Consider the following 26,044-nt stretch of genomic DNA (forward strand, 5'->3'; position numbering starts at 1 on the left):
CGTAGCCGAGGCCACATGCCCGATCCGTGGGCCGGGCAACCGCGCACGCACGCGATCACTAAACTGGCCGCGTGACCAGCGACGTCGACGCCAGCGGGCCCGGTCCCGAGGCCCGGCTCCCTCTCCGCCCAGGCCTGGAGGGATTGCACCCCTACGGCGCCCCCCAGCTCGACGTGCCCGTGCTACTCAACGTCAACGAGAACCCGCACTCACCTTCAGAAGAGGTGGTCTCGGACATTGCCGAGTCCGTGGCCAAGGCCGCCACCGGACTGAATCGCTACCCGGACCGTGAGTTCGCCGAACTGCGCGCCGAGCTCTCCGAGTACCTGCGCATCGAGTCCGGCGTGCGGGTGCCGGCCGAGCAGATCTGGGCCGCCAACGGGTCGAACGAGGTGATGCTCCACCTCTTCCAGGCCTACGGCGGGCCGGGCCGCACCGCGATCTCCTTCGACCCCACCTACTCGATGTACCCCGAGTACGCCCGGGATACCCACACCACCTGGGTCACGGGCCGGCGTAGCGCCGACTTCACCCTCGATCCCGCACACGCCGCGGACCTGATCCGCCGGCACCACCCCGCGCTCATCGTCCTGACCAGCCCCAACAACCCCACGGGCACAGCCCTGCCACTGGAGACCGTGGTAGCGGTGCTCGATGCCGCGCGCGGATCAGGACCGGCCGGGCCCGATGGCGGGCACACCGATTCCGTCGTCGTGGTCGACGAGGCCTACGGCGAGTTCCGTCGCGCCGGGGTGGCGAGCGCCCTGACGCTCCTCCATGAGCACCCGCACCTGACAGTCAGCCGCACCATGTCCAAGGCCTTCGGCATGGCCGGACTGCGCCTGGGGTACCTGGCAGCTGCACCGGCGCTGGTCGAGCACCTGCGCGTCGTGCGGCTGCCCTACCACCTCTCGGCCGTCACCCAAGCGGCGGCACTGGCCGCGCTGCGGCATCGCGAGGAGTTCATCGCCCAGGTGGCCTCGCTGCGTCAGGAGCGGGACGATCTGGTGGAGTGGCTGCGCGCGCGTGGGCACGCCGTCGCCGACTCGGATGCGAACTTCGTACTCTTCGGGATGTTCGAGGACCGCCACGCGGTGTGGAATGGTCTGCTGGAACGTGGCGTGCTGATCCGGGAGACTGGACCAGCGGGCTGGTTGCGCGTGTCGGTCGGCACACCGCAGGAAATGGCGGCATTCACAGCCGCGTTACAGGAGGTTGATCCCCGGTGAGCAACACGGACCGCACAGCGCGCATCACGCGCACGACGTCGGAGTCGGACGTCACCGTCGAACTGAACCTCGATGGCGCCGGGCGCCCCGAGATCTCCACCACGGTGCCCTTCTACGACCACATGCTCACGGCTCTGGCCAAGCACTCCCTGATCGACCTGACGGTGCGCGCCACCGGTGACACGCACATCGACGCCCACCACACCGTGGAGGACGTGGCCATCTGCCTCGGCCAGGCGCTCAGGCAGGCTCTGGGCGACAAGGCGGGCATCTCCCGCTTCGGCGACGCCCTGGTGCCTCTCGATGAGGCACTGGCCCAGGCGGTCGTGGACGTCTCCGGCCGGCCCTACCTGGTGCACAGCGGCGAACCCGAAGGGCAGGCCTTCCACCTCATCGGCGGGCACTTCACCGGCTCGCTGACTCGCCACGTCTTCGAGTCCATCGCCCACCACGCGGGGATCTGTCTGCACGTCCGGGTGCTCGCCGGGCGCGACCCCCACCACATCGTGGAAGCACAGTTCAAGGCACTCGCACGAGCCCTCCGAGCCGCCATCGAGCCCGATGCGCGGGTGGAGGGTGTGCCCTCCACCAAGGGCGCCCTGTGACCAGCTCCGGCGATGCCCCGCGCGAGCAGGGTGCTGAGGGAGAGAACCCGCTGACCGAGGCCGAGGTCGAGCGCATGATCGCCGCCTTGAATGCCGAGGGTCCCACCTCGACAGAGGCGCCGGCCTCCGGCGCGGCCCAGGAGCCGGGCCGGCTGGCGCTGATCCTCACGCCCGTGGCCTCAGCGGAAGCTCTCGGCGCGCTGTGCTCCGTGGCCGGCCTCGACGTCGAGATCGTGCCCGCACGCACCGGCGCCGTCGTCGTCCTCGAAGTCACCCCCCAGAAGGCTGCCAGCGACGGCGACTGGGACATCGCTGAACTGCTCGGCGGTCACAACGAAGGCTTCCCGCCGGCAGCAGAGACCCTCGCGCGCGATCTGGTTCGCGTGGTCCGCCACGACGTGGTGCTCATCTGCGGCGATCTGGCCAATGACGTGGGCATCGAGACCGGACTCTCCGGGCAACTCACCGCGCGCCGCTACAGCGTGCCGGAAGGCAAAGCCGTCGAGGGGGAGACCGAGGACGTGCCGGCCGGCCTGATCCTCGCCGGCGCCGATCAAGTGGTCGAGGACCTGATCCTGGGTCGCGCGCGCCCCGGTGACGTCCCGGGCCGCCTTCGCTCCGGCGAACTGCCGCGCCGCAAGGCCCTGGGCGTGCTCGGGCGCCTGATGCGTGGGCGCGGCAAGAGATCCGAGGGAGGCCAGCAGGATGGCGACTGATTCTCAGCCCGCCAAGAAGGTCGTGGTTCTCGACTACGGCTCGGGTAACGTCCGTTCCGTGGTCCGGGCTCTGGAGCGCGTGGGAGCCGAGGTCGAACTGACTGCCGATCACGGCGCCGCGATGGCGGCAGACGGTCTGGTCGTGCCGGGCGTGGGAGCCTTCGCTGCGGTCATGACGGCGCTGCGCTCGGTGCGCGGCGATCAACTCATCGAGCGGCGACTGGCCGGCGGGCGCCCGGTGCTGGGCATCTGCGTGGGCCTGCAGATCCTGTTCGAGGCCGGCACCGAGAACGGAGGACGTCGCGAGACGCCCGAGCACGCCGAGCCGGTGCGCACGCCGGGGCTGGGGGAGTGGCCCGGTGAGGTGACGCGCCTCGACGCGCCTGTCGTCCCGCACATGGGATGGTCCCCCGTGGAGGCCCCGCAGGGCTCGGTGCTCTTTGAGGGGCTGTCCGGCGAACGCTTCTACTTCGTGCACTCCTACGCCGTGCAGTCCGACCCCGCCGCCAGTCTGAACAACCCCCGTCTGACACCGCCGCTGGTGACCTGGGCCGAGCATGGCGGTCGCTTCGTGGCGGCCGTGGAGAACGGCCCGCTCGCAGCCACCCAGTTCCACCCGGAGAAGTCTGGCGATGCCGGAGCCCGGTTGCTGGGCAACTGGGTCCAGAGCCTGTGAACTCCGAGAACATGACCATCCCCGATGAGAGAGAGCGCATGACCACCACTGACCCATCCGCACCCCGCCTCGAGCTGCTGCCCGCGGTCGACGTCGTCGATGGGCAGGCGGTGCGCCTGGTGCAGGGCGAGGCCGGCTCAGAGACCTCCTACGGCGATCCTGCGGATGCGGCAGCAGCCTGGGTGGAACAGGGTGCCGAGTGGATCCACCTGGTCGACCTCGACGCCGCCTTCGGCCGTGGCTCCAACCATGATCTCCTCGCGCGCATCGTGGCCGAACTCGGCGTCAAGGTCGAGCTCTCCGGTGGGATCCGCGACGACGCCTCATTGGAACGAGCGCTGGAGACCGGTGCCGTACGAGTCAACCTCGGGACCGCAGCCCTGGAGGATCCCGCATGGACCTCACGAGCCATCGCCCAGTACGGCGAGCGGATCGCGGTCGGCCTCGACGTGCGCGGCGAGACCCTGGCTGCCCGAGGATGGACCCGCGAAGGCGGCAACCTCTGGCAGGTCCTCGAGCGGCTCGAAGCCGACGGCTGCGCGCGATACGTGGTCACCGACGTCACCAAGGACGGCACCCTGCAGGGCCCCAATGTGGACCTGCTCCGGCTGATGTGCGCCCGTACCGATGCCCCGGTCGTCGCCTCCGGCGGCATCTCCTCCCTGGACGACATCGCCGCGCTCCGTGAGCTCACGGGCGAGGGCGTGGAGGGGGCCATCGTTGGCAAGGCGCTGTACGCCGGGAACTTCACGCTCGTCGAGGCGCTCGACCTCGCGGGACGCCCGTGACCGAACAGCACCGCGGCCCCGGCCCCGAGCACCGGGCGGATTCCGCAGGGCAGCCCTGGGCCGGCCGGCATCTCAAGCCCAACCCCTTCTCCGGCGATGACGGCGCTATCCAGCCCGCGATGGCGGCGGCGCTCGCCCTGGAGAGCCGCCCGCAGCGCGTCGTGGCAGTCGTCGCCGCGCTGCGGGAGACGCGAGTGCTCGCCCCGATCGTTGCCCACGAGCATCCCGGCACCGACGAGCACGGCAACCCCAAGCCGCACGCCGCGGACACGTTCCGGCTCGGTGACCGCTCAGGGGACGCGATGGCCTCGGCCAACCTGGTCTCGGTCCGCACCCCGGATGGGCGGTCGGCCGTGCCGGTCTTCTCCTCGGTGGACGCGCTCCAGGCCTGGGATGCCACCGCCCGCCCGGTCCCGGTTGAGGGCGCACGCGCTGCGCTGGCGGCGGTTCAGGAGTCGGACTCCTTGCTCGTCCTCGACCCGGGCAACGAGCTGACCGTGCTGGTGCCGCGACCGGCCGTGTGGGCCATTGCCCGTCAGCAGCCGTGGACACCGTCCTGGGAGGATCCCGAGGTCACACACGCGGCCACGCAGGCACTGCGCGGACTGACCGAACTTGTCGGCCTGCGGACCGAGCCGGGTGACCGATCCGAACTGCGCATCCGGCTCGCGGTGCGCGCCGACGTCACCCCCGAGCGTTTGCGTGAGGTGCTGAATGCGGCCTCCCAGGCACTGAGCAACGATGCGCTCATCCGGGAGCGGTCGGACTCGCTGGAGCTGGCCCCGCAGGTCATGGCCGGATAGCGCAGGGCTGCTCGGTCGCGCTGGGCCACGCCCGGCGCGTCGTCCTCCGGATGAGAGCACGCCGCTCACCTGACAGACTCGGCGCATGAGCTTCGAGTCGGTCTACTCCCATGGTTTCGCCCGCGTGGCCTCCTGCACCATCCCGGTCGCCATCGCTGATCCCGCCACCAACGCCGACGCGGTCATCACCGAGGTGCGCGCATGCCACGAGGAGGGAGTGGCCCTCGCTGTCTTCCCGGAGCTGTGCCTGACCGGCTACGCGATCGACGACCTGTTCTTGCAGGACGCCGTGCTCGAGGCCACCGGAGCGGCGCTGTCGGCGATCGCCCGGGCCTCGGCCGACCTCCTCCCGGTGATCGTGGTTGGTGCGCCGCTGCGCTGGCGGCATCGGCTCTACAACTGCGCGGTGCTCATCCACCGGGGCGAGATCCTCGGCGTGGTCCCGAAACAGATGATGCCCACCTACCGGGAGTTTTACGAAGCCCGGCACTTCGCCTCGGGTGCCGGCATCCGAGGCCAGTGGATCACCGTCGGCGCACCCAGGCGGCCAGGCCGTGGCAGTTCGGACGAAGATCTCGGGCCTCTCGAGGTGCCCTTCGGCGTCGATCTGCTGACGGAGGCGGTCGACGTTCCCGGCCTGACCATCCATGTTGAGATCTGCGAGGACATGTGGGTTCCGGTGCCACCGAGTGCCCAGGCGGCACTGGCCGGGGCCACGGTGCTGGTCAACCTCTCCGGCTCGCCGATCACCGTGGGCCGTGCCGCGGAGCGGCACCTCCTCGCGAAGTCTGCGTCCTCACGCTGCCTGGCCGCCTACCTCTACGCCGCTGCCGGGCAGGGGGAGTCGAGCAATGACCTCTCCTGGGACGGGCAGACCATGATCTACGAGAACGGCGTGCTGCTCGCTGAGACCGACCGCTTCCCCGACGGGCCCCGCCGCTCGGTGGCCGATGTCGATCTCGACCTGCTCCGCCAGGAGCGCCAGCGCATGGGCACCTTCGACGACAACGCCCGCTCGGTGGAGCAGCATCACCATTCCCGGGGCGACACGACCTCCGAGGGGCACTACCGCCGCCTGATGGTCGAGGTCGAGCCGCCCGTCACGGACGTCGGCCTGCGCCGCGCGATCGACCGCTTCCCCTTCGTGCCCAACTCCGAGGCCCAGCTCGACCAGGACTGCTACGAGGCCTTCGCCATCCAGGTCACCGCTCTGGCCCAGCGCATGCAGGCCATCGGTGAGCCCAAGCTCGTGATCGGCGTCTCCGGCGGGTTGGACTCCACGCACGCATTGCTGGTGGCCGTGCGCGCCATGGACCGCCTCGGGCGGCCACGCAGCGACATCCTCGGGTTCACCCTCCCCGGCTTCGCTACCGGCGAGCGCACCCGCTCCAACGCTCACGCGCTGGGCAAGGCTCTTGGCATCAGCTTCGAGGAGATCGACATCCGGCCGGCAGCCGAGGAGATGCTCACCCAGATCGGGCACCCCTTCGCCGGCGGGGAGCCGGTCTACGACGTGACCTTCGAGAACGTGCAGGCCGGGCTGCGCACCGACTACCTCTTCCGCCTGGCCAATGACCGCGGCGGCATCGTGGTGGGCACCGGGGATCTCTCGGAGATGGCACTGGGATGGTGCACCTACGGTGTCGGAGACCAGATGTCGCACTACGCGGTGAACACCGGGGTGCCGAAGACCCTCATCCAGCACCTGGTGCGCTGGGTCATCTCCTCCGGAGAGGTCGACGAGAACGCCGCGGAGGTGCTGCGCGACGTGCTCGACACGCGCATCACCCCGGAACTGGTGCCCGCCGGCGAAGAGGAAGAGGTGCAGTCCACCGAGGACGCCATCGGTCCCTACTCGCTGCACGACTTCATCCTCTACTACGTGCTGCGCTTCGGCTTCCGGCCCGCCAAAATCGCCTTCCTCGCCCACCATGCATGGCGCGATGCCGACTCGGGTTCCTGGCCACCCGGATTCCCCGAGGAGGGCCGCTACTCCTACGAGCTGTCCACCATCGTGACGTGGGAGCGCGTCTTCCTCGACCGCTTCTTCGGTTTCAGTCAGTTCAAGCGCTCGGCGATTCCCAATGGTCCCAAGGTCATGGCCGGTGGTGCGTTGTCCCCCCGCGGCGAGTGGCGCGCCCCGTCCGACGGCACCGCACGCGCCTGGCTGAAGGAGCTCGACTCTCTCGCGACCGAGCTCGGGCTCGAGGACGCCACCGACAGCGACGGCGTCCCACAGACCGACGACGCCGGCCGCGACGTCGGGGCGAGCTGACCTCCGGTGAGACCAGCGCCACGAATACTCGGCGCAGCACCACCGGGACGTGGATGGTAGGGCAGTGGTAACCTGATGTCCGACCGGCTGGTGACCTCGAGGATCCAGCACGCAAGCGGAGTCTCTCCCACCTGGGTTCCTCACGGGGCCGGGTTCTGGTCAAGCAGCACGACGCTCCGGTGTGGTGCTGTTGTGGTGGCGGGTTGAGTCCCGTCGCTTCACTGACCGTTTGAGGCCTCCGCGTGCGATTGCACGGCGGAGGCCTTCTTCGTGTGTGCGGTGGCCTGGGGAACACGAAGGACGAAGGAGCTCAGCATCAGCGAACCCCGTATCAATGACCGGATCCGCGTACCGGAAGTCCGGCTGGTCGGGCCCGGCGGCGAACAGGTCGGCGTGGTCCGGGTTGAGGACGCCCTGCGCCTCGCGCAGGAAGCCGACCTCGACCTCGTGGAGGTCGCGCCCGAGGCGCGCCCACCCGTGGCCAAGCTCATGGACTACGGCAAGTTCAAGTATGAGTCCGCCGTGAAGGAGCGTGACGCCCGCCGTAAGCAGGCGAACACGCAACTCAAGGAGATCCGTTTCCGGCTGAAGATCGACGACCACGACTACGAGACCAAGAAGGGTCACGTCGAGCGTTTCCTCAAGGGCGGCGACAAGGTCAAGGTCATGATCATGTTCCGTGGTCGTGAGCAGTCCCGCCCCGAGATGGGCATGCGACTGCTGCAGCGCCTGGCTGAGGACATCGCCGAGCTCGGTACCGTCGAGTCCTCGCCGCGTCAGGATGGCCGGAACATGACCATGGTGGTGGCCCCCACCCGCAAGAAGTCCGAGGCCACGAGCGAGCAGCGCAAGCGCCGTGAGGACGAGCGAGCTGCCCGCCGGGCTGAGAAGCACGCAGCCAAGGCAGAAGGCAAGGCCCCCAGCGAGGCCTGATCGGCCCCCACAGACGACCCGGGGCGTCAGACCCGGGAAGGACGACGCACGCGTCCGCGCGCGTGCAGATTGAGAGACGAGGCTGATATGCCGAAGAACAAGACGCACTCCGGTGCGAAGAAGCGGTTCAAGCTGACTGGTAGCGGCAAGCTGCGCCGGGAACAGGCCAACCGCCGTCACCTGCTCGAGCACAAGTCGAGCCGCCGGACCCGCCGCTTGGCCCAGGACCAGGACGTCGCTCCGGTTGACGTGAAGAAGATCAAGCGCCTGCTCGGCAAGTAACCGACGCGCACCCAACCTGAACGACTGAAGGAGATGAATCGTGGCACGCGTCAAGCGGGCAGTTAACGCCCAGAAGAAGCGCCGCACGACCCTCGAGCGCGCCGCCGGCTACCGGGGTCAGCGCTCGAGGCTGTACCGCAAGGCCAAGGAGCAGGTGACGCACTCGTTCACCTACGCCTACCGCGACCGCCGGGCCCGCAAGGGTGAGTTCCGCAAGCTGTGGATCCAGCGCATCAATGCGGCGGCCCGCGCCGAGGGCATGACCTACAACCGCCTCATCCAGGGCCTGAAGGCCGCTGAGGTCGAGGTCGACCGTCGCATGCTGGCCGAGCTGGCCGTCAACGAGCCGGAGGCCTTCAAGGCGCTGGTCGCGACCGCGAAGAAGGCTCTGCCCGACGACGTCAACGCTCCCGCTGCCTGACGCAGAAGTGGGACTGGCCGGTCGTTGACCGGTCTCGAGAGGAGCGCCCGGAGATGCTGACCAACCCCCGCGCCGACAGGGTGCGGCGGGTGGCCGGACTCTCCGGGCGCTCTGCGCGTGCCAGGCAGGGCCGATATCTCGTCGAAGGCCCGCAGGCCGTTCGTGAGGCAGTGCAGTACGCCGCGAGCTCGGTGCGCGACGTCTACCTCACCGAGGGTGCTGCTAATCGGTATCCCGAGATCCCGCAGGCAGCCGATGAGTCCGGCCTGTACGTCCACCTCGCTAGCCCTGAAGTGCTCCGTGCCATGAGCCCGGACGCGCAGGAGATCCTCGCGGTGGCAGAGATCCCCCAGCATCGCGGCCTCGAGGCTTTGGCCGAACTGCCCTCTCGACCGCCGCGTCTCCTTGCCATCTGTGCTGAGGTCACCGATCCGGGCAATGCCGGCACGCTGATTCGCGCCGCAGACGCCGCTGGCGCGGACGCCGTGGTGTTCTGCAACGGGTCGGTCGACGTGACCAATCCCAAGGTGGTCCGCGCCGGCGCCGGATCGAGCTTCCACCTTCCTGTGCTCACGGGGGTGACTCTGTCCGCGGCCATCGCGGCGGTGCACGAGCGCGGCCTGCAGGTGCTCGCGGCCGATGGCCAGGGGGATCATGACCTCGATGAACTCCTGGACGCCGCCGCAGCACAGGGGAGTGCCCCGGCCCTGGTCGGCTCGGTGGCCGATGAGGTCGCGATGCTCGAGACCGCCGGCCCGGCCCTGACCGCGCCGACGGCATGGCTCTTCGGGCACGAGGCCCGCGGACTGAATGCCGAGCAGCTCGCCCTGGCCGATGCCGCCATCCGCATCCCCATCCACGGTCAGGCCGAGTCGCTGAACCTCGCCACGGCAGCCGCCCTATGCCTCTACGCCTCAGCGCGAGCACAGCGCTGAACGCGGTGTGGCGTCAGGCCCAGCCGTGCTGAGAGATCGCTGCTGAGAGCAGATCTGCTCTCAGCAGCGCCGGGGCGCTCGTGGCCCGGAGGCCAGTCAGGCTCAGGGCATGACCGATGACGACGCTTCCCAGCTCAATCCTCGCCTGCGCGACGAGCTCGCCCACCGCCGAGTGCTGCTCCTCGACGGCCCGCTTGATGACGCCAACGGTGCCGAGCTGCTCGCCCGCCTGCTCCTGCTGTCCGCGGAGGATCCCCGGACCGGCATCACTCTATGGATCCACTCACCTGGCGGCTCCGTGCCCGCGATGCTCGCCATCCGCGATGCCATGAAGATGCTCCCCTGCGACGTCGCGACAGTGGCTCTCGGATTGGCCTGCAGCGCCGGTCAGTTCCTGCTGTCGGCGGGCACTCCCGGCAAGCGCTTCGCCCTGCCGCACGCCCGCATCCTCATGCATCAGGGTTCCGCCGGCATCGGTGGCAGCGCCGTCGAGGTCGAGGTCCAAGCCGGCGACCTGCGCCACACCCGTGACACGGTCCTGCGGCTCATCGCGCAGGACACCGGGCAGGAGCCCGAGCGGGTCTTCGAGGATTCGCTGCACGATCGCTGGTTCACCGCCGAGGAGGCCCGGGACTACGGCTTCATCGACCACCTGGCCCCGGATCTCACTCAGCTCGTGCCGTCACCACGGCGCCGGGCCGCCGGTTTGGGGGTGCTCTCATGAGCGCGTATCCGATCCCCCACGTCATTGCTGCTCACCCTCGGGGCGAGCGCATGATGGACGTGTACTCCCAGTTGCTCTCCGAACGGATCGTCTACCTCGGCACGGCCATCGACGCCGGAGTGGCGAACACGATCATCGCCCAGCTGCTGCATCTGGAGTCGCAGTCACCGGAGAGCCCGGTGAACCTCTACATCAACTGTGAGGGCGGAGATCCCGCGGCCACACTGGCCATCTACGACACCATGCAGTACATCCAGGCTCCCGTGGCGACCACCTGCGTGGGCCAGGCCTTCGCTGCGGGGGCCGTCCTGCTGGCCGGCGGCGCACCCGGTCAGCGGGCGGTGCTGCCGCACACGCGGGTCATCCTGCACCAGCCGGCGATCCAGGGGCGCGGCACCATTCCGGACCTGATCCTGCATGCCGATGAGGTGATCCGGCTGCGCGCCGAGCTCGAGGAAATCCTCTCCGAGCACACGGGCCGGCCACTGGATGACCTGCGCCGGGACACTGACCGGCATCGGGTCTTCAGCGCGTTGGCGGCTCGTGACTACGGCCTGGTCGATGAGGTCCTCAGGCCGCGAGGCTCAGCTGGACCTCGCCGGAGCCAAGGCTCGGAGCCGACGCTGGGCGCTGGCGATGCGCCGCGTGGCGAGGCGCCGAGGACAGTGAGGTGAGCGTGGCTGCCGCGGCGTCGCGCCGCAGCTGCTCGGTGACCTGGCCGGTGAGTTCAAGCAGCGTGGTTCCGAGGGCCTCCGCCACCGCTGCGACCACCTCGCTCGAGGGCTCCTTGCGCCCGCGCTCGATCTCGGAGAGGTACTGGGGAGAGAGGCCGGCCGCCCGTGCGGTGTCCGTCAACGTGCGGCCCTGATCGCGGCGACGCTCGCGCAACTGCTCACCCAGAACCTCCCGCCACAAGCGTTCGCGGCGGGTCATCCGGCGGAAGGTCAGGATCGACATACCGCAAGCCCACCACACGAGGGCACGCCCCCGAGGGAGTTCTGCTGAGAGCAGAGGAACGGCCCAGCCGGACGGTGACCACGGCGGCCTGCACTGGCGGGACGTGGCGCGATGCGTGAGCGACGCTGCCGGGGGACGATAGCCCTATGGCCACCGCGAGCAAGCCTGTACCCGGCCGCGACGAGACCGCGGTGCAACGCGCCGATCGGAACTGGAACGAACTCGCCCAGGAACTGCGGGTCACCCAGACCGGCACCCAGATCCTCACTGCCTTTCTCCTCACCCTGCCCTTCCAGCCGCGATTTGCCGATCTCAGTTCCCGGCAGGAGACCCACTACCTCGTGCTGGTGGGCCTGGCAGTCCTCACCACTGCGCTCATGGTGGCGCCGGTGAGTCTGCACCGGTTCCTCTTTCAGCGCGGACGCAAGCCGGAGATGGTGCGGGTCGCCGATCGGCTGACCCGGGTTGGCCTGATCACGCTCGCACTCGTGGTTATCGGAACGACGACTTTCGTCTTCGACATCGTGCTGGGGGAGCCGGCCACCTGGATCGCTGCCGCGGCCTGCACGGTGTTGCTGCTGGCGCTCTGGCTCGGCCTGCCCTGGCGCATTGGCCGGAGCGACCCGTTAGAGTGACCTCGTGATCCAGCGACTCGCCGGCCGTGAGAGCCGATTTATCAGGCCCGCCCAGGGCCTTATGCAGCGAGCCTGAGACATCCTGCGAGCCCGGGCGGGCAGCGAACTAGACTCGATCCCCGGCAGTGCCCTGTGGCCTGCCAGCTGAGCCGCCTGGAAGGTAGGAATGTCCTCCACTGATCTGCACCCCCTCGATGAAGACGGCGTCGCCGCTGCGCTGGCGCGCGCTGTGGACGCCGTGTCCGCGGCGAACAGCCTGGACGAGCTGAAGGCCGCCCGGCTGACCCATGCCGGTGATCGCAGTCCGCTGGCCCTGGCGAACCGGGCCATCGGCTCCCTGGACAAGCAGGACAAGGCCGCCGCGGGCAAGCTCGTCGGCAGCTCTCGTGGCCGGCTCAATCAGGCGATCGCCGCGCGCCAGGCCGAGCTCGAGGCGGCCGAGGCGGAGCGCGTGCTGCGTGAGGAGACGGTGGACGTCACCACCGCCTCACCGCGCCGCCCGCGTGGCGCACGGCACCCCCTGTCCACGCTGATGGAGGAGGTCTCCGACTTCTTCGTCGGACTTGGCTGGGAGATCGCCGAAGGCCCGGAGGTGGAGCACGAGTGGTACAACTTCGATGCCCTCAACCAGGGCCCGGACCACCCGGCCCGCCAGATGGCCGACACCTTCTATGCCGAGGGTGTGACCACCGGCGCCACGGACGCTGAGCTCAGCGCGGCGACCCCGGGACTGCTGCTCCGCACGCATACCTCACCCGTCCAGTTGCGCTCGATGCTTTCCCGCGGCGCGCCGCTGTACATCGCCTGCCCGGGCAAGGTCTTCCGCAACGACGCCCTCGACGCCACGCACACGCCCGTCTTCCACCAGGTCGAGGGGCTCGCCGTGGATGAGGGCCTGACCATGGCCCACCTCAAGGGCACCCTCGATCACTTCGCGCGCGCCCTCTTCGGGCCCGAGGCGCGTACCCGGCTGCGGCCCAGCTTCTTCCCCTTCACCGAGCCCAGCGCTGAGATGGACCTGTGGTTCCCCCAGAAGAAGGGTGGGGCGGGCTGGATCGAGTGGGGTGGCTGCGGCATGGTCAACCCCCGCGTGCTCGCCGCCGCCGGCCTGGATCCGGAGAAGGTCACCGGCTTCGCCTTCGGCGTGGGTACCGAGCGCGCCCTGATGCTCCGCCACGGCATCGCCGACATGCACGACATCATCGAAGGAGACGTGCGCTTCTCCTCGCAATTCGGCACCACCGGCAGGGGGAACTGACATGCCTTTCGTCCCGATGTCCTGGCTGCGCGACCACGTCGCCGTCCCGGAGGACACCACGGCCGAGCAGCTGGCCGCCACCCTGGTGCGCGTGGGGCTGGAGGAGGAGCAGATCCTCCCTCCCGTCGTCACCGGGCCGCTCGTGGTGGGGCGGGTCCTGAACGCCGTGAAGGAGGAGCACTCCAACGGCAAGACGATCAACTACTGCCGGGTGGACGTCGGCGAGCACAACGATGCACCCGGCGAAGGCTCGGAGAGTGCCGAGGTCGCCTCGCGCGGCATTGTGTGCGGTGCGCACAATTTCGGCCCCGGCGATCACGTCGTCGTGGCTCTGCCGGGGACTGTCCTGCCCGGCCCCTTCCCGATCGCGGCGCGCAAGACCTACGGTCACATCTCGGACGGCATGATCTGCTCCGCGAAAGAACTCGGCCTGGGAGAGGATCACGACGGCATCCTGGTCCTCGAGCAGTACCTCGGCTCCGAGGCTGTTCCCGGTCCCGGTACCAGCGCGCTGGATCTGCTCGGCCTGGGGGAGGAGGTCCTGGAGATCAATGTGACCCCCGACCGCGGCTACTGCTTCTCCATGCGTGGTGTGGCCCGGGAGTACAGCCACGCCACCGGGCAGGCCTTCACCGACCCCGGCGTGGAGGAGAACCTCTCGCTTCGCTTGCCAAGCGCCACTGAGGACGCTTTCGCCGTCGAGGTTCACGACAGCGTCCCGGCGTCCTCCGGCCTGACCTCACCCGGCTGTGACCGCTTCGTCACGCGCATCGTGCGCGGCATCGACCCCACAGCATCCAGCCCGGCGTGGTTGCGCGCCCGGCTGGTGCAGGCCGGCATGCGGCCCATCTCGCTGGCGGTGGACGTCACCAACTACGTCATGCTCGATCTCGGCCAGCCGCTGCACGCCTACGACCTCGGTGCACTGACCGCTCCGATCGTGGTCCGGCGCGCGCAGGCCGGTGAGAAGCTGACCACCATCGATGATGTCGAGCGCGCCCTCCACCCCGAGGACCTGCTGATCACCGATTCCCGCGGCGGGCACGCAGCACGGCCCCTCGGCCTGGCCGGAGTGATGGGAGGAGCCGAGACCGAGGTGTCGCGCTCCACCACCGACGTGCTCATCGAGTCCGCCCACTTTGCGCCCGTCTCCATCGCGAGGTCCGCACGCCGGCACAAGTTGCCCTCGGAAGCCGCCAAGCGCTTCGAGCGCGGCGTGGATCCCAGGCTGCAGGCCGTGGCCGCCCAGCGCGTAGTCGACCTGCTCGTCGCGCACGGCGGTGGCACCGCCGACCCAGCGGTCGGCGACCTCGGTCACAGCGCGGAGGCGCTCCCGGCCCCGATCCTTTTCGACCCGGCCGAGGTCGTGCGACTCACCGGCGTGGCGCACAGCCGCGAGGATGCCCTCGCCGTGCTGGAGACCATCGGCTGTACCGTGGCCGAGGCGCCTCAAGCCAGCACGGATGACGCCACCGCTGCGGTGAGCGTGACTCCGCCGAGCTGGCGGCCCGACCTCACCGGCCCGGCGCACCTCGTCGAAGAGGTCGCCCGGATCACCGGCTACGACGCCATCGCCTCGATCCTGCCCAAGGCCCCGGGCGGGCGCGGGCTCACCCCGGAGCAGCGTGGCCGGCGCGACGTCGCCCGCGCCCTGGCCGAATCCGGGTACGTGGAGGTGCTCAGCTACCCCTTCATCGGCGACGTCCACGACCGCATGCTGATCCCGTCCGCCGACCCACGGCGCATCACCCTCCGCCTGGCCAACCCCTTCGCCGAGGACGCCCCAGCGCTGCGCACCTCACTGCTGGACACGCTGCTGCCGACCGCGCGGCTCAATGTGGCCCGTGGCTCGGGCCGGCCGGGCAGTAGCGATCTCGCCCTGTTCGAGATGGGACTGGTTACCCACCCGGCCGGGATTCAGGCAGCGCCCTCGCCCGGCACGGATCAGCGGCCCAGCGCCGGTGAGCTCGAGGCTCTGGCTCGCGCGGTGCCGGCCCAGCCATGGCACATCGCAGGCGTCCTCACCGGGCGCCGCCTGCCCGATGGCGTCGCGGAGCTGCCGCAGACCGGGCGCACCGCAGACTGGGCAGACGCAATCGAGGCGGCCCAAACCGTTGCCGCCACCCTCGGGCTGGAACTCGAGCTGCGACGACCGGAGGGGGGTCACGCACCGTGGCATCCGGGACGCTGCGCGGAGCTCCGCGTCGCCGGTCACGAGGGGATTGTGGGTCATGCCGGTGAACTCCACCCCCAGGTCGTGGCCCGGCTGGAGCTCCCTGCACGTTCCTGCGCCTTCGACATGGACCTGTCCGCCCTGCTCGGGGCGATGGCGACAACCCCGCCCCCAGCGCGTGCCGTCTCGAGTTTCCCGCCGGCCAAAGAGGACGTAGCACTGGTGGTCGATGAGAGCGTCCCCGCTGCCGAGGTCTTCGCGGCCGTGCGCGAGGGAGCGGGGGAGCTTGCCGAGGAGATCGGGCTCTTCGACGTCTACACCGGTGCTCAGCTGGCCGCGGGCAAGAAGTCACTGGCCTTCAGCCTGCGCCTCCGCGCCTCGGACCGCACCCTGACGGCCGAGGAGACTGCCGCGGTGCGAGAGCGCGTGGTGGCCTCGGCGGCCGAGCGCGTCGGGGCGGTGCTCCGTGGCTGAGAAGCACCCCCCAGCAGCGCGCACTGCGCTGATCACTGGCGCCTCCCGGGGGATCGGACGCGAGCTGGCCCTCGGGCTGGCCCGTGCCGGGCTCAATGTCGGCCTGCTGGCCCGCGACGCCGTCCGGCTGGAGGAGGTCGCCGGTGAGATCCGCGCGCTGGGGCGCACGGCGGTGGCCGCTCCGGCCGATGTCACCGACGCCTCTGCGCTGAGTGCGGCGGTGGCCACGATCGAAGCGGGCATCGGACCGGTCGACCTGCTCGTCAACAACGCCGGCCGCTTCGACGCCGAGGTGCCACCGTGGGAAGCGGACCCGCAGGAGTGGTGGGCCATCATGGAGACGAACGTGCTCGGGCCCTTCCTGCTCGATCGCGCGATCATCCCAGGCATGCTCGCTCGTGGCGGCGGCCGCATCATCGACCTGTCCTCCGGCGCTGCCGTGCGCGACACGGCAGCCTCCAGCGCCTACTACACCTCCAAGACCGCACTCTTCCGCCTGGGCGGCTCGATCCATGAGGCCGGATACCCGCGCGGACTGCGGATCTTCGAGCTCGCCCCGGGCGTGGTCCGTACCGACATGACCTCGGGTACCGCGATGCACGCCGACCGCACGGAATGGAACGATGTGGCGGAGGTCGTGGAGCTCGCAGTCATGATCGCGCGCGGCGGCATCGATGAACTCTCTGGGCGCTATGTGCGCGCTGGCACCGACACCCCGGCCTCGCTGCGCTTCCAGCTCGGCCGGGGTGCCGAGGTACTCCAGGACCACGTGCGACGACTGCGGGCGGCGGACTGGCCCGAGAAGTAGCGCCCGCTCAGAACCCCGAGCAGTTCGGCGCGGAGATCGTGGTGGAGCCGCGGTCGACGTGAATGTGGTCGTCGTGCCCGGGGAAACCCGGACCGAGGATGCAGGAGAAGCCGCGCGAACGTGCCGCCCGGGCGATCTGACAGAAGCTGTAGGCCGGCGAGACGAGGTCGGCGGCGTCGCCGTAGGTGTGCCGGGAGTTGGTCGAACCGCCCACCGCGGCGTTCCCGGAGATGGTGCGGAAGCCGGAGGTCACCACCAGAGGGTTGTTTCCCATCGCGTCACGCAGCGCCTGCAGTTGCCACATGACGATCAGTGCGTTCGCCCGGGCAGTGGCGGCCGAGGTGTTGCCGCCCGACCACTGGCCGGAGCCGGTCATCTCACTGAAGGTGAAGTTGCGTGGCGAGTTGTCCGAACTCTGCATGTCGTAGATGCGGCCGAAGGTCTGCGGGCCTGCGACACCGTCAACGCCGAGACCATAGGCGCTCTGGAAGTTTCGCACGGCGCTGTGGGTGGCAGGGCCGAAGGAGCCATCGATGGCGAGGCGGGTGGTGCTGTTCGTCCGTCCCGCCACGCGGATCTGCAGCTGACGCACGTCCTCACCGGAGTTTCCTTGGCGGAGCGTACGGCTCCAGGTGTATCCCGCAGCGTAGGCCGGTGCGGCAAGCCCGGCCGTCACGACGCCGAGAACGGGCGTGGCGAGTGCGGCACCGATGACGGTGCGGCGAGTCAGATCGGTCATGGTCAATCCCCCCTGGATTGTGATGTCGGTCTCTGAGTGCCGGTGCCCTGAGCCTCATGGAACCTCGCAGGGCTGTCAAACGGAGGGGTGCCGCCTGACCTCCTCGCCTCGGTGTATCCAGAGTATGCGAGTGCCTGTATGGTTATGCGAGTGAGCTTCTCTGTTGCTGTCGCCGGCGCCTCCGGATATGCCGGGGGCGAGGTCCTGCGTCTCCTGCTCAATCATCCCGACGTGAGGATCGGAGCTCTGACGGCACACTCCAGCGCCGGTGACCGGCTCGGGGTGCACCAGCCGCACCTGCCCGCCTTGGCAGACCGGGTGATCGAACCCACCAGCGCCGGCACCCTCGCGGGCCACGATGTGGTGGTCCTTGCCCTGCCCCACGGCGCCTCCGGCGAACTCGCGGATGCCCTGAGTGCTCATGCCGAGGGGGCTGGGCCGCTGATCATCGACTGTGGCGCGGACCACCGGTTGATCTCGGCAGAGGACTGGCAGCGGTTCTACGGCAGTGACCACGCGGGCACCTGGCCCTACGGCATGCCCGAGCTCCTCACGGGGAGCCCAGAGGCCGCCCACCGGCAACGGGAGGATCTGCGCGGCGCGCGGCGCATCGCTGTCCCTGGTTGCAATGCCACCGCCGTCACCCTTGCCCTGCAGCCGGGTGTCGCGGCAGAGATCATCGATCCGGGCGACATCGTGGCGGCACTGGCGGTCGGCTATTCCGGAGCAGGCAAGTCCCTCAAGCCGCACCTCCTCGCTTCCGAGGCCGCCGGAAACCTCCAGCCCTACGGCGTGGGCGGCACGCACCGGCACATCCCGGAGATCGCTCAGAACCTGCGCAGTGCGAGCAACAGTGCGATCGCTCCGCGGATCTCGTTCACACCGATGCTGGCGCCGGTGTCGCGGGGAATCCTGGCCACCGTGACGGCGCCGCTGACCGTCGGGGACGCAAATCTGGTGCGCCAGGTCTGGACCGAGCACTGGGAGCACGAGCCCTTTGTCGATCTGCTTCCTGCTGGCACATGGCCGAGTACGGCGGCGGTCTCGGGCACGAACCGTGCGACCGTGCAGGTGGCCCTGGATTCCGGGGCCGGCGGTGCCCACGGCCGCGTGGTGGCCATGTGCGCGTTGGACAACCTCGGTAAGGGCACCGCCGGTGCGGCCATCCAGTCCATGAACCTGGCCCTCGGGCTCCCCGAGACCACCGGCCTGCCGACCACAGGAGTCGCGCCATGAGTCACCCGCCCGAGATGGCCGCGCAGGACCACCCGACCGGGGTGACCGCCGCCGCAGGTTTTCGTGCCGCAGGAGTCACCGCAGGTCTGAAGACCTCCGGTGCGCCCGACCTTGCATTGGTCGTCAACGACGGCCCCGAGCACGTCGCAGCCGCTGTGCTGACCACGAACCGCATCCAAGCTGCGCCGGTGCTCTGGACCCGCCAGGCGGTGGCGGATGGGCAGGCCCGCGCCGTCGTGCTGAACTCGGGTGGCGCGAACGCCTGCACCGGTGCGCCGGGCTTCCAGAACACGCACACCACGGCCGAGCGGACTGCGACGCTGCTGACCGCGGCCGGGGAGGAGATCGGTCCCATCGACGTACTCGTCTGTTCCACCGGCCTCATCGGTGAGCAGCTCGATATGGCCGCGCTTCTGCCCGGGCTGGATCAGGCCGTCGCCGCTCTCGACCCTGGTGCGGGACACGACGCTGCCGTGGCCATCATGACCACCGACACGGTGGCGAAACAGGCCGCCGTGACGCGAACCGCGGGCGGCTCCGCCTGGACCGTGGGCGGCATGGCCAAGGGTGCGGGCATGCTCGCTCCGGCCATGGCCACCATGCTCTCCGTGATCACCACCGATGCCGTGCTCACTCCGGACGTCGCTCGTGAAGCTCTCCAGGCAGCGACGTCGCGCACCTTCGACCGCATCGACTCCGACGGGTGCATGTCCACCAATGACACCGTCATCCTGCTGGCCTCGGGTGCCTCCGGGATCGCTCCCGGTGCCGAGGAGTTCACCGCCGCCCTGACCGAGGTCTGTTCGAGCCTGTCCCAGCAGCTCCTCACTGATGCCGAGGGCGCCAGCCACGACATCGCCGTCGAGGTGCGAGGTGCGAGCAGCGAGACAGCTGCCCTGGCGGTGGCACGGGCGATCACGCGCTCCAATCTGGTCAAGACCGCGATCTTCGGCAACGACCCGAACTGGGGCCGCATCCTGGCCTCGGCTGGGACTGTCCCCGCAGAGATCGCCCCGTACGAGCCCCACGAGGTCGATGTCTCGGTGAACGGGGTGCTGGTGTGCCGGGCCGGGGGCGTGGGGGAGGACCGCTCTCTCGTGGATCTCGCTGCGGCACGTGAGGTGAGCATCCAGGTGGACCTGCACGCCGGCGACGCTACCGCCACGGTGTGGACCAACGACCTCACGCACGACTACGTCCACGAGAACAGCGCGTACTCCACATGAGCGAACACTCCCTGTCCGTCGCCGGGCTGCCCGCCCACAGCAAGGCGGAGGTCCTGATCCAGGCGCTCCCGTGGCTGCGTCGTTTTGCCGGGACCCGCGTGGTCATCAAGTACGGCGGCAACGCGATGGTCGACGAGCGGCTCAAGCGCGCCTTCGCCGCCGATGTGCTCTTTCTCCACCAGGTCGGACTGCGCCCCGTGGTGGTGCACGGCGGAGGACCGCAGATCTCAGCCATGCTGCAGCGTCTGGCGATCACCACCGAGTTCCGCGCCGGGCTCCGGGTCACCACCAAGGAGGCGATGGAGGTGGTGCGCATGGTGCTCACCGGTCAGGTGCAGCGCGAACTGGTCTCCCTGCTCAATGCTGACGTCGCCCACGCCGTGGGACTTTCCGGGGAGGATGGGCGCCTCTTCCAGGCCACGCGGCGCCGACTCGACGCCCAGGGCGAGGCCATTGACCTCGGTCACGTCGGCGACGTGGCGGCCGTGGATCCGACCGCTGTGATGGATCTGCTCGACGCCGGGCGCATCCCGGTGGTCTCGACCATCGCGGTCGATGCCGAGGAACCCACCGAAGTCCTCAACGTCAATGCTGATACCGCTGCGGCGGCGCTGGCCAGCGCTCTCGGAGCCACCAAGCTCGTGATGCTCACCGACGTCGAGGGCCTCTACGCTGCATGGCCCGACCGGAGCTCGCTGGTCTCGCACATCGGTTCGGAGCGGCTGGCCACGCTGCTGCCAAGCCTGGAGTCCGGCATGGTGCCCAAGATGGCCGCCTGCTTGCAGGCGGTGCGCGATGGCGTCGCCCAGGCCCACGTCATCGATGGCCGGCAGGAGCACTCCATGCTCCTGGAGATCTTCACCGACGCCGGCGTGGGCACCCTGGTCACACTGGAAGAACCCCGGACCGCCGAGAGCGAGGAGAACACATGACCTCCGCCGATGCGTGGATGGAGCGTCACCGCTCCGCGCTGATGAACGTCTTCGGGGACCCGCAGCGCGTTCTGGTCAAGGGAGAGGGAGCCTACGTCTGGGACGCCGAGGGACGGCGCTACCTCGACCTGCTTGCCGGCATCGCCGTCAACGCCCTCGGCCACGCGCACCCGGCGGTGCTGCACGCCGTCACCGGCCAGCTCGGCGAACTCGGTCATGTCTCCAACTTCTTCTCCACTCCTCCCCAGGTGCGTCTCGCCGAGGAGATCCTGCGCCTCGTGACGCCCGGAGGAGCGCCCCATGGCTCAAAGGTCTTCTTCGCCAACTCCGGGGCGGAAGCCAATGAAGGAGCGCTCAAGCTGGCACGACGGCACGGTGGGCCAGGCAGGCGGCGTGTGCTGGCTCTCGAGGGCGCCTTCCACGGCCGGACCTACGGGGCGATGTCGCTGACCTGGAAGCACGCGCAACGCGAACCCTTCGAACCGCTCGTGCCGCAGATCGAGCACCTGCCCTTCGGTGACCTCGAATCCCTGGAGGCAGCACTGGGCGACGATGTGGCCGCGCTCTTCCTGGAACCGATCCAGGGTGAAGCAGGTGTGCGGCCGCTGCCGCCCGGCTATCTCAGTGCGGCGCGGCATCTGACTACCGAGGCGGGCGCCCTCCTCGTGCTCGACGAGGTCCAGACCGGTATCGGCCGTACCGGTGAGTGGATGGGTCACCACCAGGGCGCGATCACCGGCGCTGAGCAGGTGGTCCCGGATGTGGTCACTCTCGCCAAGGGCCTGGGTGGCGGCCTGCCTATCGGGGCGGTGGTCGCCCTGGGTGAGGGGCCGGGCACCGCGCTGGCGCCAGGTCAGCACGGCACGACCTTCGGCGGGAACCCGGTCTCGGCCGCCGCCGGCCTGGCGGTTCTGCGCACCCTGGAAACCGAGGACCTCCTGGACCAGGTGTGGCAGGTCGGCCGTCAGCTCAGTGCCGGTCTCGCCGAGATCGAGGGCGTCACCGAGGTTCGTGGAGCCGGACTGCTCCTGGCTGCCGAGCTCGCCGCCCCGCAGGCCAAGGCTGCTGTGGCCGCGATGCTCGAGGCGGGCTTCGTCGTCAATGCCCCCACCGAGTCCGCGCTGCGCTTCGCCCCGCCGCTCATTCTGGATGCCGAGCAGGCGGACACCGTGCTGCAGGCACTGCCGGCTGCGCTTCGTGCCGCCGGGGTGACGGGATGAGCGCCCCGGAGTCCGCCGCGGCCGTGGGGGCGCGCACCGCGGGAACAAAGACGGCCCGGCATGCGCTGATCGCGGAGATCCTGACCCACCGTGCCGTGCGCTCCCAAGCCGAACTGAGTGAGGCGCTGGCCGAGCGCGGGCTGCACGCCACGCAGTCGACGATCTCCCGTGACCTCGACGAACTGCGGGCGCACAAGGTGCGCGGCCCGGAGGGCGCCGCGATCTACGCACTGCCGGTCGAGGGCGGCGGGAACGAGACCACGTCACCGGCAGGGGTGGAGGAACTCGGTGCTCGACTGCAACGGTGGTGCGCCGAAGTGCTGGTCACCGCCGAGGCCGCCCAGAATCTGGTCGTCCTGCGCACGCCGCCGGGTGCCGCGCACATCCTGGCCTCAGCTCTTGACCATGCGGTGCTGCCCGAGGTGCTCGGGTGTATCGCCGGAGACGACACGGTGCTCGTCATCACTCGTGATGACGCTACCGCGGAGCGGCTCACCACCCGATTGATCGACCTCGCCGGCTGACCGGCGTTCTCTGACCCAGACAGGAGCAACATGAGCGAGCAGAACACCACGCGGGAACGGGTCGTCCTGGCCTACTCCGGAGGCCTCGACACCTCCGTGGCCATCGGCTGGATCGCCGAGGCGACCGGCGCCGAGGTCATCGCGGTGGCCGTGGATGTCGGCCAGGGCGGCGAGGACCTCGAGGTCATCCGTCAGCGCGCCCTGGACTGCGGCGCCGTCGAGGCCTACGTGGCTGACGCCCGTGAGGAGTTCGCCAGCGAGTACTGCGTGCCGGCCCTGAAGGCCAACGCCTTGTACATGGACGCCTACCCGCTGGTCTCCGCGCTCTCGCGGCCGGTGATCGTCAAGCACCTTGTGACCGCCGCCAAGCAGTTCGGGGCCACCACCGTGGCCCACGGGTGCACCGGCAAGGGCAACGACCAGGTGCGCTTCGAGGTGGGCATCACCTCCTTGGCCCCGGAGCTGACCTGCATCGCACCGGTCCGCGACCTCGCCCTCACCCGGGACAAGGCCATCGATTACGCGGACCGGCACAACCTGCCGATCGAGACCACCAAGTCGAACCCCTTCTCCATCGACCAGAACGTGTGGGGGCGCGCAGTGGAGACCGGATTCCTCGAGGACATCTGGAACGGCCCGACCAAGGATGTCTACAGCTACACCGACGACCCCACCTTCCCGCCGCCCGCCGATGAGGTCGTCATCGCCTTCGAGCGCGGAGTGCCGGTGGCCATCGACGGCATGTCCGTGACCCCCCTGGGAGCCGTGGAGGAGATGAACCGGCGCGCGGGTGCTCAGGGCGTGGGTCGCATCGACATCGTCGAGGACCGGCTGGTGGGCATCAAGTCTCGCGAGATCTACGAGGCGCCCGGTGCCATGGCGCTGATTGCCGCACACCAGGAACTGGAGAACGTCACCATCGAGCGGGAGCAGGCCCGTTTCAAGAAGACCGTGGGTCAGCGCTGGACCGAGCTGGTCTACGACGGCCAGTGGTTCTCCCCGCTCAAGGATTCCCTCGATGCCTTCATCGAGGACACTCAGCGCCACGTCACCGGCGAGATCCGCTTGGTGCTGCATGGCGGACGCGCCGTCGTCACCGGGCGTCGCTCGGACTCCAGCCTCTACGACTTCAACCTCGCCACCTACGACACGGGCGACAGCTTCGACCAGTCCAGCGCGCGCGGCTTCATCGACATCTACGGCCTGCCGGCCAAGCTCGCCGCGGCGCGTGAGAACGCGTCGTGACGCCGGCCGCGGCAGTGCCCGATCCCGCATCGCTGGGACTGCGGGGCCGGCACTTCCTCAAGGAAGCGGACTTCACCCCCCAGGAGTGGGTGGGCCTGGTCGACCTCGCAGAGGCTTTGAAGGCTGAGCGCGCTTCGGGCTCGGAGATCGCGCGCCTGGGCGGCAAGACCATCGCGCTGATCTTCGAGAAGACCTCCACCCGGACCCGCGCAGCCTTCGAGGTCGCGGCCTTCCACCAGGGGGCGCAGACCACCTACCTCGACCCGGCTGGTTCACAGATCGGGCACAAGGAGTCCATCGCGGACACCGCGCGAGTGCTGGGGCGCATGTATGACGCCATCGAGTACCGCGGTGCGGCGCACCGCAACGTGGAGCTGCTCGCCGAGCACGCGGGCGTGCCGGTGATGAACGGGCTGACCGATGACTGGCATCCCACGCAGATGCTCGCCGATGCCTTGACCATGCGCGAGCACGCGCCACGTGGGCCCAGCGGTTCCGCGGTGCCCTTCGGTGAACTCACCCATGCATACGTGGGCGATGCCCGGAACAACACCGGGCATTCGATCCTGGTCTCCGGTGCGCTGCTGGGGATGGACATCCGCGTCGTGGCACCGAGCGGACTACAGCCCGCGCCCGAGGTGGTGGCCACCGCCGAGCAGATCGCCGCACAGACCGGCGCCCGCGTGACGGTCACCGACGAGATCGCGCGCGGGGTCCGGGGTGCGGATTTCCTCTCCACCGACATCTGGGTGTCGATGGGGGAGAAGCAGGAGGCCTGGGACGAGCGCGTGGGGCTGCTGCGCGACTATCAGGTCAACGCGGAGTTGATGGCCGCCACCGGCAAGGACGTCCGTTTCATGCACTGCCTGCCGGCCTTCCACGACCTCCAGACCGCGGTGGGCCGTGAGATCTACCAGCGCTTCGGTCTCGAAGGGCTGGAGGTCACCGACGAAGTCTTCGAGTCCGAGGCCTCCGTGGTCTTCGGCCAGGCTGAGAATCGCATGCACACCATCAAGGCGGTCCTGGTCGCGCTCCTGTCCTGAGTACGCCTCAGGTGGGCGCGGGGCCGGTGCTCCCTCGAATGGTCATGGTGGTGGCGAGCTCGACATGGCGCGAGGCCGGAGCCTTGCCAGCGGCCATGTCGGTCACCGCCTGCACGGCCATCCGCCCCATGTCGCTGAGGTGCTGGTGCACCGTAGTCAGCGGTGGCGTGGTCCAGGCTGCTTGTGGGGTGTCATCGAACCCGGTCACACTCAGGCGTTCCGGCACAGGGACACCGAGCTCGTGAGCGGTGGCGAGTACGCCGACGGCGAGTTCGTCGTCGGCCGCCATGATCGCGGTCGGCGGGTGGGGCGCCTCGAGCAGCTCGCGGGCGTAGCGAGAGCCGGTGGCCACATCGAACTGGCCGACGCGCACCAATGAGGGGTCGACCGTGAGGCCTGCGGCGTCCAGGGCGGCGTTGAAACCGTAGAAGCGGTCTCGGGCGGCGTCGGAAGCTTCCGGCCCGCCGATCCAGGCGATCCGGTGGTGGCCGAGGGCGATGAGGTGGTCGGCCGCCTCCCGGGCACCGGCCCAGTTGGACGAGCCCACGCTGACCATGCGCCGGTGAGAGGTGTCCACCGGATCAACCATGACGAAGGGGATCTCTGCCTCGGCAGCGGCATCCAGGAGCGCGTCGGGCTCGGACAAGGTCAAGCCGATCACGCCGGTCACGCCGCCGGCATGCTGATCCGACATCCACTGGCGAGCAACACGGCGCTGGGTCCGGCGCGCACGGTCGGGAGCGAGGCGGGTGAGCAGGTCGAGGTCCTCACCGGTCGCGGCGGCCAGCACGCCCTGGAGCACGCTGAGGATGTAGGGCGAGGCAGGGATGTCGAAGACCACGGCCAGCGCGCTGCGCTGTGGAGGTGGGCCGTGGGAGGTCGTTGGCTTGTAGTCGAGTGCCGCGACGGCCTCGAGCACTCGCTCTCGGGTGTCACCGGCGACGTCGTCACGACCGTTGAGTGCCTTGGACACTGTGGCCTTCGAGACGCCGGCGGCGGCGGCGACGTCCGCCAGGGTTGCTCGCCGGGCGCGTGTTCGTTCCATACTCCATAGTACCCCGAAACTATTTCGGCTGCGCGGTGGCGAAAGAAGCCGGCGAGAATGCCTATTGCGCGGATAGTGCTGCTGTCCTAATCTAAACGCAGCGCGATCGGTGCGAAACTATTTCGAGTACGGTCGTCGAGCG

The 26,044-nt window shown here is 69.5% G+C and carries 27 protein-coding genes; 24 read left to right on the plus strand and 3 right to left on the minus strand.

From position 1 onward, the window contains the following. The first annotated feature begins 71 nt into the window (after window positions 1–71). The 13 genes from EDD31_RS12905 to EDD31_RS12965 all read left to right on the plus strand — a co-directional run bounded on the left by EDD31_RS12905 (window position 72) and on the right by EDD31_RS12965 (window position 11,061). Entirely contained in the window at window positions 72–1,229 is a 1,158-nt protein-coding gene (locus EDD31_RS12905; RefSeq protein ID WP_123304510.1) for a histidinol-phosphate transaminase, read from the plus strand. Further along, window positions 1,226–1,834: an imidazoleglycerol-phosphate dehydratase HisB gene (gene hisB, locus EDD31_RS12910; protein ID WP_123304511.1), complete on the plus strand. Its 609-nt coding sequence runs from the start codon at window positions 1,226–1,228 to the stop codon at window positions 1,832–1,834. The genes EDD31_RS12905 and hisB overlap by 4 nt, the downstream gene beginning before the upstream one ends. Beyond that, a complete protein-coding gene (locus EDD31_RS12915) occupies window positions 1,831–2,550 on the plus strand; it encodes a hypothetical protein (RefSeq protein WP_123304512.1) in 720 nt (239 codons plus the stop codon). The genes hisB and EDD31_RS12915 overlap by 4 nt, the downstream gene beginning before the upstream one ends. Further along, window positions 2,540–3,226: an imidazole glycerol phosphate synthase subunit HisH gene (gene hisH, locus EDD31_RS12920; RefSeq protein WP_123304513.1), complete on the plus strand. Its 687-nt coding sequence runs from the start codon at window positions 2,540–2,542 to the stop codon at window positions 3,224–3,226. Before EDD31_RS12915 ends, hisH begins: the two co-directional genes overlap by 11 nt. 38 nt (window positions 3,227–3,264) lie before the next feature. Beyond that, window positions 3,265–4,014, plus strand: coding sequence for a bifunctional 1-(5-phosphoribosyl)-5-((5-phosphoribosylamino)methylideneamino)imidazole-4-carboxamide isomerase/phosphoribosylanthranilate isomerase PriA (gene priA / locus EDD31_RS12925; RefSeq protein ID WP_123305542.1), 750 nt, complete (start codon window positions 3,265–3,267; stop codon window positions 4,012–4,014). After that, window positions 4,011–4,817, plus strand: a complete 807-nt coding sequence (locus EDD31_RS12930; RefSeq protein ID WP_123304514.1) for an SseB family protein — start codon at window positions 4,011–4,013, stop codon at window positions 4,815–4,817. Before priA ends, EDD31_RS12930 begins: the two co-directional genes overlap by 4 nt. Window positions 4,818–4,902: 85 nt before the next feature. Further along, entirely contained in the window at window positions 4,903–7,092 is a 2,190-nt protein-coding gene (locus EDD31_RS12935; RefSeq protein ID WP_123304515.1) for an NAD(+) synthase, read from the plus strand. Between the two features lie 279 nt (window positions 7,093–7,371). Then, window positions 7,372–8,025, plus strand: coding sequence for a translation initiation factor IF-3 (infC, locus tag EDD31_RS12940; RefSeq protein WP_245991204.1), 654 nt, complete (start codon window positions 7,372–7,374; stop codon window positions 8,023–8,025). An 87-nt stretch (window positions 8,026–8,112) separates the two neighbouring features. Beyond that, on the plus strand, window positions 8,113–8,307 hold the full coding sequence (rpmI, locus tag EDD31_RS12945; protein WP_123304516.1) for a 50S ribosomal protein L35: 195 nt from the start codon (window positions 8,113–8,115) through the stop codon (window positions 8,305–8,307). 40 nt (window positions 8,308–8,347) lie between these two features. Then, window positions 8,348–8,728 (plus strand): 50S ribosomal protein L20, encoded by a 381-nt coding sequence (gene rplT, locus EDD31_RS12950; RefSeq protein ID WP_123304517.1) that lies wholly within the window; start codon window positions 8,348–8,350, stop codon window positions 8,726–8,728. Between the two features lie 53 nt (window positions 8,729–8,781). Further along, window positions 8,782–9,663, plus strand: a complete 882-nt coding sequence (locus EDD31_RS12955) for a TrmH family RNA methyltransferase (RefSeq protein WP_123304518.1) — start codon at window positions 8,782–8,784, stop codon at window positions 9,661–9,663. A gap of 109 nt (window positions 9,664–9,772) precedes the next feature. Further along, window positions 9,773–10,387, plus strand: a complete 615-nt coding sequence (locus tag EDD31_RS12960; RefSeq protein WP_123304519.1) for a ClpP family protease — start codon at window positions 9,773–9,775, stop codon at window positions 10,385–10,387. Beyond that, complete coding sequence (locus EDD31_RS12965) at window positions 10,384–11,061, plus strand: ClpP family protease (RefSeq protein ID WP_123304520.1); 678 nt, start codon at window positions 10,384–10,386, stop codon at window positions 11,059–11,061. Before EDD31_RS12960 ends, EDD31_RS12965 begins: the two co-directional genes overlap by 4 nt. Here EDD31_RS12965 and EDD31_RS12970 read toward each other — a convergent pair. Next, on the minus strand, window positions 10,958–11,344 hold the full coding sequence (locus EDD31_RS12970) for a helix-turn-helix domain-containing protein (protein WP_123304521.1): 387 nt from the start codon (window positions 11,342–11,344) through the stop codon (window positions 10,958–10,960). The genes EDD31_RS12965 and EDD31_RS12970 overlap by 104 nt on opposite strands. A 146-nt stretch (window positions 11,345–11,490) precedes the next feature. Here EDD31_RS12970 and EDD31_RS12975 point away from each other — a divergent pair, with 146 nt between their 5' ends. From EDD31_RS12975 to EDD31_RS12990, 4 genes are all read left to right on the plus strand, one after another. Then, window positions 11,491–11,979 (plus strand): DUF6328 family protein, encoded by a 489-nt coding sequence (locus EDD31_RS12975; RefSeq protein ID WP_123304522.1) that lies wholly within the window; start codon window positions 11,491–11,493, stop codon window positions 11,977–11,979. Between the two features lie 166 nt (window positions 11,980–12,145). Next, window positions 12,146–13,237 carry a phenylalanine--tRNA ligase subunit alpha gene (gene pheS, locus EDD31_RS12980; protein WP_123304523.1) on the plus strand — a complete coding sequence of 364 codons (1,092 nt, stop codon included), beginning with the start codon at window positions 12,146–12,148 and terminating at the stop codon, window positions 13,235–13,237. A gap of 1 nt (window position 13,238) precedes the next feature. Next, the gene (pheT, locus tag EDD31_RS12985) at window positions 13,239–15,884 is read left to right on the plus strand and encodes a phenylalanine--tRNA ligase subunit beta (RefSeq protein ID WP_123304524.1); all 2,646 of its coding nucleotides are present in this window, start codon (window positions 13,239–13,241) and stop codon (window positions 15,882–15,884) included. Beyond that, a complete protein-coding gene (locus EDD31_RS12990) occupies window positions 15,877–16,692 on the plus strand; it encodes an SDR family NAD(P)-dependent oxidoreductase (protein WP_123304525.1) in 816 nt (271 codons plus the stop codon). The genes pheT and EDD31_RS12990 overlap by 8 nt, the downstream gene beginning before the upstream one ends. Before the next feature lie 7 nt (window positions 16,693–16,699). Here EDD31_RS12990 and EDD31_RS12995 read toward each other — a convergent pair whose 3' ends face one another. After that, window positions 16,700–17,431 carry a D-Ala-D-Ala carboxypeptidase family metallohydrolase gene (locus EDD31_RS12995; protein WP_123304526.1) on the minus strand — a complete coding sequence of 244 codons (732 nt, stop codon included), beginning with the start codon at window positions 17,429–17,431 and terminating at the stop codon, window positions 16,700–16,702. A 144-nt stretch (window positions 17,432–17,575) separates the two neighbouring features. Here EDD31_RS12995 and argC point away from each other — a divergent pair, with 144 nt between their 5' ends. From argC to argF, 7 genes are read left to right on the plus strand one after another with little or no spacing between them, the layout of a single operon-like run. Then, window positions 17,576–18,667, plus strand: coding sequence for an N-acetyl-gamma-glutamyl-phosphate reductase (gene argC / locus EDD31_RS13000; protein WP_245991356.1), 1,092 nt, complete (start codon window positions 17,576–17,578; stop codon window positions 18,665–18,667). Beyond that, a complete protein-coding gene (argJ, locus tag EDD31_RS13005; protein ID WP_245991206.1) occupies window positions 18,664–19,893 on the plus strand; it encodes a bifunctional glutamate N-acetyltransferase/amino-acid acetyltransferase ArgJ in 1,230 nt (409 codons plus the stop codon). Before argC ends, argJ begins: the two co-directional genes overlap by 4 nt. After that, complete coding sequence (gene argB / locus EDD31_RS13010) at window positions 19,890–20,825, plus strand: acetylglutamate kinase (RefSeq protein WP_123304528.1); 936 nt, start codon at window positions 19,890–19,892, stop codon at window positions 20,823–20,825. Before argJ ends, argB begins: the two co-directional genes overlap by 4 nt. Continuing rightward, entirely contained in the window at window positions 20,822–22,045 is a 1,224-nt protein-coding gene (locus tag EDD31_RS13015) for an acetylornithine transaminase (protein ID WP_123304529.1), read from the plus strand. The genes argB and EDD31_RS13015 overlap by 4 nt, the downstream gene beginning before the upstream one ends. After that, on the plus strand, window positions 22,042–22,569 hold the full coding sequence (argR, locus tag EDD31_RS13020) for an arginine repressor (RefSeq protein ID WP_123304530.1): 528 nt from the start codon (window positions 22,042–22,044) through the stop codon (window positions 22,567–22,569). Before EDD31_RS13015 ends, argR begins: the two co-directional genes overlap by 4 nt. 30 nt (window positions 22,570–22,599) lie before the next feature. Next, a complete protein-coding gene (locus EDD31_RS13025) occupies window positions 22,600–23,814 on the plus strand; it encodes an argininosuccinate synthase (protein ID WP_123304531.1) in 1,215 nt (404 codons plus the stop codon). Next, window positions 23,811–24,857: an ornithine carbamoyltransferase gene (gene argF / locus EDD31_RS13030; protein WP_425453716.1), complete on the plus strand. Its 1,047-nt coding sequence runs from the start codon at window positions 23,811–23,813 to the stop codon at window positions 24,855–24,857. Before EDD31_RS13025 ends, argF begins: the two co-directional genes overlap by 4 nt. A gap of 7 nt (window positions 24,858–24,864) precedes the next feature. On the opposite strand, the gene EDD31_RS13035 is transcribed toward argF, so the two are convergent. Next, complete coding sequence (locus tag EDD31_RS13035; RefSeq protein ID WP_211336127.1) at window positions 24,865–25,902, minus strand: LacI family DNA-binding transcriptional regulator; 1,038 nt, start codon at window positions 25,900–25,902, stop codon at window positions 24,865–24,867. Window positions 25,903–26,044: the final 142 nt, after the last annotated feature.

Source organism: Bogoriella caseilytica (assembly GCF_003752405.1).
GTDB classification, from domain to species: Bacteria; Actinomycetota; Actinomycetes; order Actinomycetales; family Actinomycetaceae; genus Allobogoriella; species Allobogoriella caseilytica.